Source organism: Lactobacillus kitasatonis DSM 16761 = JCM 1039, assembly GCF_000615285.1.
Classification (GTDB): domain Bacteria; phylum Bacillota; class Bacilli; order Lactobacillales; family Lactobacillaceae; genus Lactobacillus; species Lactobacillus kitasatonis.
Genome location: NZ_BALU01000001.1, coordinates 216,296 through 228,445, shown reverse-complemented (window position 1 = coordinate 228,445; position 12,150 = coordinate 216,296). Strand labels below are relative to the sequence as shown.

Genomic DNA, 12,150 nt, shown 5'->3' with positions numbered 1-12,150 from the left:
ATACAAACTTTATGTCCCAGATGCATTAAAGCAAAGACGGAATATCAATCGATGTAAAATATCTGACAGTTCTATTCTGGCCTTACTTATTTGGCAGGCTTCATTGGGCATTGAATCTCAAAGAAGATTTTGTGAAAAGCTTGTTAATTTATCTCACTCTCGCTTCAATCGCAGAGCACACATGCCTTTGCCATTGATCTATTTAATTCGACATGGCCTTAATGAGGAAGTAGATCTGTCAGGCGACATTTTGATTATTGATAGCTTTCCTGTGCCAGTCTGTCAGCCAATTCGCAATTGTCGAGCAAATGAGCTATATGCTTTGGACACCATATCGTAAAAATATGAAGAATGCTCAAAAGCACAATAAGCACTATTTAATAACACTCAGAAGGACCATCGAGAGTGATTTTTCGCTTTTGTCTTACTACAACGCTGAAAATAATCGAGCTAGAAGTTTAGCAGGTTTTCAAGAGAGACTCGGAGTTGCCATTTTAGCTTATAATATGGCATATTGTCTAGAACGATTTAACTAGCACCACGCGTAACCAAGTTGAAAATCAACTTGTTTTTTTGGCTTAATTATTAAGATTTTCTAGAGCTACTTATGAATTAATAGCTAAATTTACCAGCATACTGGTAAATGCTACATACAATGTAGTTCTATTACTAACCTCTTTAGTAAAGTTTATTAATATAAAATACGTTCTATCTCGATTTTTCGAACAAAACAACCCATTTTGTAAAAATATTAATTACAATCTTATTTATTAAGTTGAGCAAATAATTCTTTCAAATCATCATCCTTAATAAAGTAGTACGCCATTTTCCCTCTTTTTTCACGACCTAAAATATTCTCGTCGTAAAGCTTTCTTAAATGGTGTGAAGCAGTAGCAATACTACAATCCAAAATATATGCAATATCACAAACACAGAGTGATTCTTGTGCAATCAATGAAAAAACGATTTTTAATTTCTTTTCATCAGAAATCTTAGATAATGCATAAAAGTATTTCTTTATATTTGGTTTGCCAAGAAAGTCTGAAACTTTTATCACTTTATCTGTTTCTACTAATGTTTGGTCACAAGTGATATCAGCTTTATCTAAAACGCCCATAAGTTTACCTCACTCATTATTTGAATAAATTAATTATAAATTGAATTGATCCATTTTCAATTAAAACAGAACCGCCAATAAAAATATAGACGAATCCTATGAACCAACGACTATATTTTTCAAGAACCGCACCTATAGTAGGAACATTAGCCATCTTTTGAGCAACAAAAACTAACAAGAAAATCATTATCAAAAATACAATCAAGGTTATCACTAAATTCAATGGTGTCAAACTAATGAAGTAAGGTACAAATAGTCCAATATTATCAGCCCCACAACTTACGATAGTAATGAACATAAGAGTTCTTATTAAATTCATTTTATTATTACTATTCAGTTCCTTATTGGCCATCTTTTCACCATCGGAGTCACCAAAAATTAAAGCCTTTAATCCTAAAAATATAGGGATTATTCCAAGTAGTCCTAATAACCGCTTATCAGGAACATAGTGCAATATAAAAGCAAAGAATAAACTAACTAATATTAGAACATCAGATCCAAGGAATTGTCCTATATAAATGTCTCTAATACCTTTTTTGTCTTTAATTTTGGCAAAGAAGAGCATCAAAATTATTAATAAATCTATAGCGGTACTACTATATGTGATTGCACTGGTAATAATAGTTTTTAACATTTTATTTCGATTTCCTCCAAATAACATTCAAATCTACATTTGAATGTTATTTTGTAATATTTGAATCTAACTGTCAATACATCTTTATTTTTTTCTTTAAAAAGTAAAAAGATCATGGTCTACATGACCATGATCTTTATCATTACATTATTCCGCTCTTAACACCGTGTGCAAAAATTGCACTTTAAAAATTTAACTGCGTGCACTTAGTGTGCATCATTTTTCTTTACGCAAAAAAATTAACCTCAACTTACCTTCGTAAAACGTTGATAAATCAAGGTTAATCAATCTAAATGAATCTTTATAATGCTGACTAGAGGATTCGAACCTCCGACCTCATCATTACTAGTGACGTGCTCTGCCAACTGAGCTAAGTCAGCAACTCATTTGTTATCTCATCGACAACAGTATTTATTAAACCATATAGATGGGAGTTGTGCAACCCTTTTTTGAAAAAAATTCAAAAAAATCTTCAAAACTATCAAATAAGGCTATTTACGTTTGAATGGAACTAAAAGTGTTGGTCATTCAAGAGGTGATTTTATGTAGACATTCGCTTCCATTACAACTGAACTAGATTGGCTGCTCAGGATTCTCGTCGCCACCTTTTGTGGTGCCCTAATCGGCTATGAACGAGCTATCCAAAGAAAAAACTGCAGGTGTCAGAACGCACATTGTAGTTGCTATTGCTTCCGCCTTGTTCATAATCGTATCTAAATTCGGCTTCACCGATCTGCTCAACATGCACGATCTTTCACTCGACCCTTCAGGAATTGCCGCCCAAATTGTCACCGGTATTTCCTTCATCGGCATCTTATCAACAGCCCTGCTTTTCATCATTCAACTATTCTTTCATGATGACGAAATCGTTGATAAACTTACACCACACATTCGCTTCGACATTTTGATAGATGCTATCAATAAACCAGATGTTTTGCCACAAATAAAGCAAGAGCCAGAAAATAATAAAGTTGAAAATATTTCAATCAAGATTCTCGATGTCAGCGATAAAAAGATCGTTCTTTATGTCGATGGCGTTATCAACAATAAAATTGACGAAAATCAAATCATCATGACTTTACGCAAATATCCTGATATTCGAAAAATCAGTTACACACGCGGTGGCTTATAACATTTATTTTTAGAGTAATAATTAGTAAAATGTCATTATTAACCATGAAAGGATGACTTTATGGCAGGAACTCTTGACTATTTACGTTGGCGAGGAGATTTATCATTTAAAGAGAAGCCATTCAACAGTGTAGATGCATCACTCTTCGCCTCATTTATCTATCTCCCTGTAGATAAATCAGCTAAAGGACACACTCTAAGCGAAGTAGCGGAAAAATTTCGCGTTCTTCCTTCTTTTCAAGTACAAATGCATGATGAAACTGGCGCTCAAGTATTACTTCTTCCAAAAAGTCCACGTTTAGGTAATATTAAAATATTGAATTGGACTAATAGGCTGGAAAAAGACCCATATCCACTTCAATTTACCGCTGCAACTTTTCGGTTAGATGCAACAACTATTTTAATTGTCTATCGCGGCACCGACAGTTCAATTATCGGCTGGAATGAAGATATGAATATGAACTACATGCCTAAGGTTTATGGTCAAGATGTGGCGGCAAATTATCTTAAAGAAATTGCGGCCAAATATCCTGACGACAAGATCTACTTAGCTGGACACTCAAAAGGCGGCAATTACGCAGAATATGCTTTAAGTGTGGCAGAACCTTCCTTGCAAAAACGCATTATCAAAGCACTCAGTTTTGACGGCCCAGGATTTTTCCATCAAGTATGGCGTTCACCCGGCTTTGTTAGAGCACTTCCTAAGATGAAGACTTATCTACCAGAATCTTCAATTATTGGCACTATGTTAGACCACCCAGAACGAGTATTAATTGTTAAAAGTACTGCACCAATGATCCAACAACACGATCCTCGTCGCTGGAGTGTTGGACGAGATAGTTTTGTTTTAGCTGAAGGTCTTACATCAGGTGCAAGATCGCTGCGACATTCCCTTATTGATTTTAATCACACTATTCCCAATGAACAACGTGGTGAATTATGGGACGCATTGTTTCAAGCATTCGACGAATTAAATATTACCGATATGTTCCAAATTACTGCTAACAAATTGCTGGGAACTGTAAGATTCAGCCGCGTAATTATGGCCTTAACCCCAGAAACACGTAAATATGTTTTACACATGGTCGGAGAAATTCTTAATGCGATTCGCGGTAATATCAGCTTGCCATTCAACGAAACTGATTTTGCTTTATATCCTAAGAGTAACGACTCGAACAAGGCTCCTATCTTCTTTGAATTTTACGATAAAACTGTGCCAAGCATCTTACCAGAAGAAATTAAACAGCGCTTCAAAGATGATAAAGAACGTGAACAAAAGAATGAGAATAAATAGTTTCACATGAAACAAAAGCATGCTTACGCATGCTTTTATTATTTCTTATACATTTTTTCGATTGAAGAATCCCAAAACAAATGAGACCACTAATACCAAGATAACTGCCCCTAGTACCGATGGCACTATTGCCATCCCCGCCATTTGCGGTCCCCAGGCGCCAAAGAGTGCTTGACCTAGCGTTGAGCCAACAAGTCCTGCTAAGATATTTGCAAGAAAGCCCATTGAACCACCCCTACCGGTTATGACACCGGCAAGCAGTCCTATTATAGCTCCGACGATTAAAACCCCAAGCCAATATATCATAGGATCACCATGTTTCTAACTAAATTAATTTCTTCAAGGATAATCCTATTAGCAGTCTTCATCGATTTGGTGGTCTGCCTCTATATCATCTTTTACCTGTTTGGCCTTAGCCTTCACTTTACCTTTTGTCTTTTGCGCCTTGCCTTCTACTTCACGCGACTTGTCTCCGGTTAATTTACCTTCAACTTCTTTAGCCTTGCCAATTATTTTGTCTTTTAAGCCACTATCCATATTACTCATAAGCGGCTCCTTTCGTTAATAACGTGATACGTTCTATAGTTAATACTACGCTGATTTACCCCTAATTACGTCAAAAAAGACCCAGCTTACGTCTTTCTTAACGTGCTGAGTCTTTTTCATTGCTTTATTGATCAAAGCGTGTATTTTTATTTGAGTAAATTCTTAGCTAATTCAAAGTCACCAAGAGTTGCGGAACCGTTGTTGGCAACGGCTGGACGAACGATTAACTTGTCCAAATCTGGAGTTGCGATATAGTTGTTGTTAAATTCATTGAAGAACTTTCTAACCTTAACAAGGTCATCTTCATTTAATACAGAACCACCAACAACCATTACATCTGGACGAGCAGTCATGTAAACATTGAAGAGCATTTGTGCGATGTAGTATGCAGAATAAGTGAAGACCTTGTTATCACGTGAAAGCTTTTCACCAGGGATACCGGTTCTGCCTTCAAGACTTGGACCAGCTGCCATACCTTCAACACAGGCGTCGTTGTGAAATGGGCAGTGACCCTTGTAGTCATCACCAGGATAACGACGAACGAGCATGTGACCCATTTCTGGGTGGTTGTTCAAACCAAGAAGCTTACCTGCTTGAACAATACCTGCACCAACACCAGTACCAACAGTTGCGTAGAAGTAACTCTTTGAATCATCCCGGCCACGGGCAACGTACTCACCGTAACAAGATGCGTTAACGTCAGTCGTCATTGCAACTGGAATGCCAAGTTCTTTTTCAAAGAAGCCCTTAACGTTAGTGCCTGACCAGCCTGGCTTAGGAGTGTCCAAAATGTAACCATAAGTGCGTGACTTAGGGTTGATGTCGATTGGACCAAAAGTACCGATACCCAATGCATCAACTGGGTGCTTCTTAAAGAAATCAGCTGTCTTTTGTAAAGTTTCTTTATTAGTTGTAGTAGGAATTCTGTCGCGAGCAACTTCCTTGCCTGTTTCAACGTCTTGAACTGCTACGATAAATTTTGTACCACCGGCTTCGATACTGCCGACATATTTCTTTTCTGCCATTTTCTCATCCTTTTCTTGTATATTTTTATCTCCGAATAGTTTTTGTGCTGATAATATTATAAAGAAAAAAGCCTTTATGTGTAAAGGCTTTCATATGTATGTAATTAATTTTATTTACTTACGCTTTATCTACAACTTCTTCAGAATTGATTTCTTCAATTGGCTTACCATTTTTATCAAAGTAGTCATCAAGATCACGACACCAAATCATTGCCATTGTTCCCTGTCCTACATGGACACCAACTACCGGCCCAATAATACTTTCATCGAACTTATATCTAGGGAACTTAGCACGATAATCTTCAATCCATTCTTCTTTCTTATCAGGATCAAGTGAATCAAAAATTGTGCATTGAATATTGTATGGCATGTTCTTAGTTAGATTGTCAAAATCATTTTGCACATGCTTATATGCACGTTTAGTTTGTCTTTCCTTAGCAATTGCAGAGATCTTACCTTCATCTTGCACATCCATTGAAAGAATTGGCTTAATTTTGAACAATGTTCCCACAAAGCTGGCAGCGTTAGAAAGTCGACCTGTTCTCTTCAAATGGCTCAAATCGTCCACCATAAAGCGCACATCCATCGTTTTCTGCAAGTCAGATAAATCATGCATGATTAGATCTATGTCCGCTCCAGCCTCGACAAGGCGTCCTGCGAGCATCGCATAATCGGCCTCACCAGCACAGGTGATTTTGCTATCAAATGGATGAATCTTGATTCTATCTTCGTCTTTAGCAATACTTTGCACTGTAGAGTAATAACTGGAAATACCACTAGACAAGGTAATTACAATCACATCAGTGTAGCCTTGCTCTACATATTCATCTATTCTTCTTTGCAAGTCACCTGGGGAAGGCTGTGAAGTTGTAGGCAATTCTTTTTCATTAGCTAATTTTTGATAAAACTCTTCAAAGCCGATATCAACCATATCACGGTAAGTCTTATCACCCCAGATAATTGGAATAGGCAAAACATCGATATGATACTTTTCTTGTTGCTCTTTAGTTAAGTAAGCTGAGCTATCGGTTAAAACAGCAATTTTCATAATCTTTCTCCTTTGATTGTTACTTATATTTTAACCGATTTCAGATGGCTTTTAGCAAAAAAATAACCTGCTTTTAAAAAAGCAGGTCTTTTTAATAATCAACTTTAGTTATTATTACTACTGCCGCCAGTAGCTTTGTTAACAATCTTTTGGTATTGACGCAAGCCATCGAAGTCTGAGTCTTTGGCACTTACATAGCCATAATGGTTGTAAATACTTTCAATGATTTGCTTACCCTTCTTAGACTTTGCAATATTCTTGAATGCCTTAGAAAGTTTAGCTCTAAACTTCTTAGGCATGTCTTTTCTAACTGCGATGATGTCGTTAGGAATCCACTTAGTGAAGTAGATTGGCACAACGTCAGTCATGGCCTTCTTATCGTCTTGAGCTGCGATGTTACGTGCATCTGAGAAGACAAATGCGGCATCGACGTCGCCGTTCAATACTGAAAGAACTTCTTGGTCGTCACCCTTGATGTTAACAAGCTTACATTCCTTGGTAACGTTTAAGCCCTTCTTGTAAAGTTCTGCAACTGGGTAAACGTAACCGGATGAAGAACTTGGATCACCGATAGCAATCTTTTTACCTTTAAGGTCCTTCCATGACTTGATTTTAGAACCCTTCTTAACCACGATCATACCGCGGTATTTGTGCATCAAAGTGTGGTTCATCTTACCAGATGGTTCATCATAGCCGTAACGTTCAGCTTGTAAAAGTACGTCCGCAATTCCACGTTTATGAGCAAGAATGTAAGAATATGGTGGCATAAAACCAACGTCAACTTTCTTAGATGACATAGCTTCAACCAAACCACTGTAGTCTGTAGAAACTGTTACGTGAACTGGAATATGCAATTGCTTTTGTAAAAGCGTTCCAAGTGGCTTGGCCTTAGCTTCCATCTTGTTAGCTTGAGTACTTGGTACGAATTCGACATTCAATTCTTTTGGTTCATTTGATGAAGACGAACTACTCTTTTTATTGTTCGAACATGCCGCAAGTGAAACAGTAGCTAAAACTGCTAAAGCTCCAACTAATACTTTTTTAAACTTCATAAACCTGAAATTCCTCCAAAAAATTAATTAATAGGTTTCATCACATAAATAGGTATAACAGAATAAATGCTAGATTTCAATATAAAATGCGAATTATATTATTTATATTTATGACTATTGTTCTGATATTTATTTTATATTTACTGTAATATCAACGTTCATCACTTAATATTCGGATTTTGAATGCTCTTAATAAATAAAAAAGCACATGCTTTTAACATGTGCTTAATTGCCATCAGGATCATCATGAGCATAATCAAGGTTTGAGAAGCGGTTATATGGCTTCGAGAACATTAATTTAACAGTCCCACGACTACCTGAACGGTTCTTTTCAATAATTACTTCAACTTCACCATTATCGTCTTCTGCTCCGACTTCACTACTGCTACCGCTATTTTCACCATCTTCGGGTTCATCACGATAGTAGTCGTCACGATAAAGGAACGAAACAATATCGGCATCCTGTTCAATTGACCCAGATTCACGAATATCGGACAATACAGGTCGTTTATCTTGACGCTGCTCAACTGACCGTGACAACTGTGAAAGGGCAATGACAGGTACGTGAAGCTCCTTAGCAAGCTTCTTAAGTTGTCTAGAAATTGCGGAAACTTCTTGTTGCCGTGATTCACTACGTGGACCTTCAATCAGCTGCAAGTAGTCGACAACAACTAAACCTAAATTGCCTTTTTCTTTAGCCAGTCGCCGTGACTTGGCACGAATTTCACTCATTTTGATACCTGGCGTATCGTCAATGAAAATTTCGGTGCCAGCTAGTGATCCAGCCGCCATAACCAAATTGTGCCATTCTTCCTGATCTAATTGACCAGTTCTAAGATGCTGTGAATCAATCAGCCCTTCAGAAGCTAACATTCTTTGTACAAGCTGTTCACCACTCATTTCTAGTGAGAACATCGCCACAGATTTATCAGTGTGTAAACCGACATATTGAGCCACATTTAATGCAAAAGAAGTTTTACCAACACCAGGACGAGCGGCAATAATGATCAATTCGTCATCGTGAAAACCAGTAGTCATTTTATCTAGCTCATAGAAACCGGTTGGCAAACCCGTAACCATATTATTATCTTCAGGCAAGTTGTTAATATCATTAATCGTTGAGTTAACAACTTCCTTAATTGATCTAAAGCCACCGGTGTTGTTCTCAGACGAGACATTCATGATCTCGCTTTCCGCGTCATCAAGAATATCCGTTACATCGTCTGAACCATTGATGGCATTAGTAATAATATTTTGACTGGCTGAAATCAGTCTTCTGAGCAAGGCCTTTCTGTGCACAATTTGTGCATAAAAGTTAACGTGTGCCGCAGTTGGCGTGGACATTGCTAATTCTGAAACATAGCCAATGCCACCTATATCATCAAGCTGATTACGTTTATTCAGCTCATCCTGAAGAGTCAGTGGATCAATTGCATCCCCACGATCAGACAAGTCCAGCAATGCCTGGAAAATAATCTGATTTGCGCGTTCATAAAAATCTTCAGGCTGAACGACCGCACTAGCATCCGCAATCGCTTCTGGATCAATGAAAATCGCACCTAGAACGGCTTTTTCAGCGTCGGAGTCATGCGGAATTTGTTGAGAAACAATATTATCCATCAATCACAACCACTTTTTATAAAAATAATTAGTCTTGTTCAGTAACGTGAACGCGAATAGTTCCTTCAACGCCCTTGAATAACTTAACGTGAACGTTAGTGTAACCCAAAGTCTTGATTGGTTCTGGAAGGTTCAACTTACGCTTGTCAATCTTGATACCGTATTGCTTTTCAAGGCCTTCAACAATCTTCTTGCTTGAGATTGAACCGAACAAACGAGAATCGTTACCAGCCTTTGACTTGAAGTTAACAATAGTGCTGTCTTTTTCAAGTTCTGCCTTAATCTTTTCGGCTTCAGCCTTTTCTGCTTCATAAGCAGCCTTTTCGTTAGCTTCAACACGCTTCAAAGTGTTCATGTTACCCTTAGTAGCTGCCTTGGCAAGACCACGCTTGATTAAATAGTTTTGTGCATAGCCATCTGGAACTTCCTTAACTTGTCCACGCTTGCCTCGACCTCTAACGTCTTGTGTAAAAATAACTTTCATTCTTGAGTCCCCCTTTAATCATTTTCTTCTTCATATTCATCAATTGCTTTAAGCAATTTTTGTTTTGCCTCTTCAATAGTAACACCCTTGATCTGAGTTGCCGCATTTGAAAGGTGTCCACCACCGCCGAGTTTTTCCATAATAATTTGAACATTGATCTTGCCCATTGAACGAGCAGAAATACCAATCGTATCTGAGCTACGTCTAGTAATGGCAAAGCTTGCACCTACATTTTCCAAATCAAGCGCAGTATCGGCCGCTTGAGCGGTGATGATCGGATCAATAATCTTATCATCAGGACCACAAAGTACGGCCATATGTGGCTTAACCATCTTGAGCGTTGCGACCAAGTGAGTTCGTTCAAGGAAGCTATCAATGTCTTCTTTTAACAACATGCTTACTACGGCTGAATCGGCACCGATTGAACGCAAATAACTTGCGGCATCGAAGGTTCTCGTACCAGTTCTAAGTGAGAATTCCTTTGAGTCAACAACGATACCAGCAAGCATAGCTGTTGCTTCAAGATCAGTCAATACTCGCTTGCCATTAGCTGGCTGTTGATATTCAATCATTTCAGTAACCAATTCACAGGCAGACGATGCATATGGTTCAACATACGTAAGCATTGGATTCTCTGGGAATTCCTCGCCACGTCTGTGGTGGTCAATTACGATAATTCTGTTTTTCAACCGGTCATATAACGGTTGTGAATAAGTAATTGAATACTTAGAATGGTCCACCATTACCAACATTGACTTGTCAGTAACCTCGGACAAAGCCTCTTCAGGACTGATAAAGATATCTTTATCCTGATTCTTTTGTTGCATCCGAGTAACCAAACGACCAACGTCATAATTGGTCTTATTGGTATCAAGGACGAAATTGGCTTTAACGCCGTGAAGACGAGCCAATTTTACTACACCAATACCACTACCGACAGAGTCCATATCAGGACGTTGATGTCCTACTACGAAGACACGATCTGCATCTTTGAACAATTCACTAATTGCTTGAGAAACCATTCTCGCTCTAACACGAGTACGTTTCTCCATTGGGTTGGATTTACCACCGTAGAAACGGGCATCCTTACCTGGCTGACGCAAAACAACCTGATCCCCGCCTCGGCCCAGTGCTAAGTCTAGGTTGGATTGAGCCTGGTTAGCAATTTCGGATAATGAATCACTGCCAAAGGCAATCCCCATCGATAAGGTCAATGGAGTATTGTTACGGCTAGTTTCTTGGCGCACCTTATCCAAAACGGAGAACTTGTCCTTTTCCATTTCTGCCAAATCCTGCATATGAACCAGCAACAGGAAATGATCTTCATCAATCCGTTTTAAATAGGCCTTAAACTTCTTAGCATAATTGCTCAATGTGTTTTGCACATAGGAACTCATGCTGGTCAATTCCTGATCATGCATGGTTTCGCTCAATTCATCGTAGTTATCGATGAAGATTTGACCAATAGCTAGACGCTCAGCCTTATACTTATCTTCAATTTTTGCATAGCGCGTAATATCCAATAGATAAATTACGCCCAAGTTATCTTGAACCACCATCTCAAAGCGATGTCCATCCCAATCGACGATATGATTCTCTGAGGTTTTAGCTTCAATTGCTTCATTAAGCAGCCTATTTAAGTCCGGATCAACAGCCTCAATAGTATGTCCTACCAAATCCGTATCCTTCAAATACAATTGCAAGTATGGATTGACCCATTGAATTTGGTGATCAGAATCATACAGCAAAATACCCAAAGGCATCTTGATCATTGCTTCTTGCTCACTACGCTTTATGCGGTAAGACAAGTTGACTGCGAAGTTATTCGCATTGCCTGCCAAAATATAGGTTCCATAAATTGCAAAAGCAACGGTAAGGATAAAAATCAATACCATTGCCAACCCGAATAACGGATTCATAATCATTGCAATTACGCTTCCCAGTAAGGAAAGTGACAAAATGATTATCATGGAAGCTGTTAGTCTTGAATCCTTAATAAACTCAGGCAATTCAAGCTTATGTAAAAAATCTTTCATGAAGATCCTTCCTATAAGAGTAAACTATATCAGTGTCAATTATACCTTATTAAGTACCTGTATTGAAAAGGTTGAAACTAAAAAATCAAATCCAAGTATTCACTCAGATTTGATATGAAAAAAGGCTAGGAGAATATCTCCTAACCTCTGGTTTTTATTCGAT

The 12,150-nt window shown here is 38.0% G+C and carries 11 protein-coding genes, 1 tRNA gene and 2 pseudogenes; 3 read left to right on the top strand and 11 right to left on the bottom strand.

The window, feature by feature from the left end; genetic code table 11:
- Window positions 1–536, top strand: a pseudogene (locus tag JCM1039_RS10185) (transposase family protein); the annotation flags it as partial.
- A gap of 227 nt (window positions 537–763) precedes the next feature.
- Here JCM1039_RS10185 and JCM1039_RS01210 read toward each other — a convergent pair.
- The 3 genes from JCM1039_RS01210 to JCM1039_RS01200 form a co-directional block, all read right to left on the bottom strand.
- Window positions 764–1,117, bottom strand: a complete 354-nt coding sequence (locus tag JCM1039_RS01210) for an ArsR/SmtB family transcription factor (protein ID WP_025014313.1) — start codon at window positions 1,115–1,117, stop codon at window positions 764–766.
- Between the two features lie 16 nt (window positions 1,118–1,133).
- The gene (locus JCM1039_RS01205; RefSeq protein WP_008471408.1) at window positions 1,134–1,751 is read right to left on the bottom strand and encodes a CadD family cadmium resistance transporter; all 618 of its coding nucleotides are present in this window, start codon (window positions 1,749–1,751) and stop codon (window positions 1,134–1,136) included.
- Window positions 1,752–2,058: 307 nt separating this feature from the next.
- Window positions 2,059–2,131, bottom strand: a tRNA-Thr gene (locus tag JCM1039_RS01200).
- 181 nt (window positions 2,132–2,312) lie between these two features.
- Here JCM1039_RS01200 and JCM1039_RS10180 point away from each other — a divergent pair.
- Together JCM1039_RS10180 and JCM1039_RS01190 are read left to right on the top strand one after the other, a co-directional pair.
- Window positions 2,313–2,883: pseudogene (locus tag JCM1039_RS10180) on the top strand (MgtC/SapB family protein).
- A 60-nt stretch (window positions 2,884–2,943) separates the two neighbouring features.
- Window positions 2,944–4,176, top strand: a complete 1,233-nt coding sequence (locus JCM1039_RS01190; protein WP_025014312.1) for a DUF2974 domain-containing protein — start codon at window positions 2,944–2,946, stop codon at window positions 4,174–4,176.
- A 45-nt stretch (window positions 4,177–4,221) separates the two neighbouring features.
- Here JCM1039_RS01190 and JCM1039_RS01185 read toward each other — a convergent pair whose 3' ends face one another.
- The 8 genes from JCM1039_RS01185 to JCM1039_RS01150 all read right to left on the bottom strand — a co-directional run bounded on the left by JCM1039_RS01185 (window position 4,222) and on the right by JCM1039_RS01150 (window position 11,987).
- On the bottom strand, window positions 4,222–4,482 hold the full coding sequence (locus JCM1039_RS01185; RefSeq protein WP_025014311.1) for a GlsB/YeaQ/YmgE family stress response membrane protein: 261 nt from the start codon (window positions 4,480–4,482) through the stop codon (window positions 4,222–4,224).
- A gap of 48 nt (window positions 4,483–4,530) precedes the next feature.
- Entirely contained in the window at window positions 4,531–4,722 is a 192-nt protein-coding gene (locus JCM1039_RS01180; protein WP_025014310.1) for a CsbD family protein, read from the bottom strand.
- Between the two features lie 146 nt (window positions 4,723–4,868).
- Entirely contained in the window at window positions 4,869–5,747 is an 879-nt protein-coding gene (locus tag JCM1039_RS01175) for an ROK family protein (protein ID WP_025014309.1), read from the bottom strand.
- A gap of 118 nt (window positions 5,748–5,865) precedes the next feature.
- Window positions 5,866–6,795: a DegV family protein gene (locus tag JCM1039_RS01170; protein WP_025014308.1), complete on the bottom strand. Its 930-nt coding sequence runs from the start codon at window positions 6,793–6,795 to the stop codon at window positions 5,866–5,868.
- Window positions 6,796–6,899: 104 nt separating this feature from the next.
- Complete coding sequence (locus JCM1039_RS01165; RefSeq protein ID WP_025014307.1) at window positions 6,900–7,847, bottom strand: phosphate/phosphite/phosphonate ABC transporter substrate-binding protein; 948 nt, start codon at window positions 7,845–7,847, stop codon at window positions 6,900–6,902.
- A 225-nt stretch (window positions 7,848–8,072) separates the two neighbouring features.
- Window positions 8,073–9,467 carry a replicative DNA helicase gene (gene dnaB / locus JCM1039_RS01160; protein ID WP_025014306.1) on the bottom strand — a complete coding sequence of 465 codons (1,395 nt, stop codon included), beginning with the start codon at window positions 9,465–9,467 and terminating at the stop codon, window positions 8,073–8,075.
- A 28-nt stretch (window positions 9,468–9,495) separates the two neighbouring features.
- Entirely contained in the window at window positions 9,496–9,951 is a 456-nt protein-coding gene (gene rplI, locus JCM1039_RS01155) for a 50S ribosomal protein L9 (RefSeq protein ID WP_013436849.1), read from the bottom strand.
- Window positions 9,952–9,965: 14 nt separating this feature from the next.
- On the bottom strand, window positions 9,966–11,987 hold the full coding sequence (locus tag JCM1039_RS01150) for a DHH family phosphoesterase (RefSeq protein ID WP_025014305.1): 2,022 nt from the start codon (window positions 11,985–11,987) through the stop codon (window positions 9,966–9,968).
- Between the last annotated feature and the right edge of the window lie 163 nt (window positions 11,988–12,150).

Coding starts and splice junctions, on each gene's coding strand:
- rplI (WP_013436849.1), bottom strand. CDS start 9,951: ATGAAAGTTATTTTTACACAAGACGTTAGAGGTCGAGGCAAGCGTGGA.
- JCM1039_RS01185 (WP_025014311.1), bottom strand. CDS start 4,482: ATGATATATTGGCTTGGGGTTTTAATCGTCGGAGCTATAATAGGACTG.
- JCM1039_RS01150 (WP_025014305.1), bottom strand. CDS start 11,987: ATGAAAGATTTTTTACATAAGCTTGAATTGCCTGAGTTTATTAAGGAT.
- JCM1039_RS01175 (WP_025014309.1), bottom strand. CDS start 5,747: ATGGCAGAAAAGAAATATGTCGGCAGTATCGAAGCCGGTGGTACAAAA.
- JCM1039_RS01165 (WP_025014307.1), bottom strand. CDS start 7,847: ATGAAGTTTAAAAAAGTATTAGTTGGAGCTTTAGCAGTTTTAGCTACT.
- JCM1039_RS01180 (WP_025014310.1), bottom strand. CDS start 4,722: ATGAGTAATATGGATAGTGGCTTAAAAGACAAAATAATTGGCAAGGCT.
- JCM1039_RS01190 (WP_025014312.1), top strand. CDS start 2,944: ATGGCAGGAACTCTTGACTATTTACGTTGGCGAGGAGATTTATCATTT.
- JCM1039_RS01210 (WP_025014313.1), bottom strand. CDS start 1,117: ATGGGCGTTTTAGATAAAGCTGATATCACTTGTGACCAAACATTAGTA.
- JCM1039_RS01205 (WP_008471408.1), bottom strand. CDS start 1,751: ATGTTAAAAACTATTATTACCAGTGCAATCACATATAGTAGTACCGCT.
- JCM1039_RS01170 (WP_025014308.1), bottom strand. CDS start 6,795: ATGAAAATTGCTGTTTTAACCGATAGCTCAGCTTACTTAACTAAAGAG.
- dnaB (WP_025014306.1), bottom strand. CDS start 9,467: ATGGATAATATTGTTTCTCAACAAATTCCGCATGACTCCGACGCTGAA.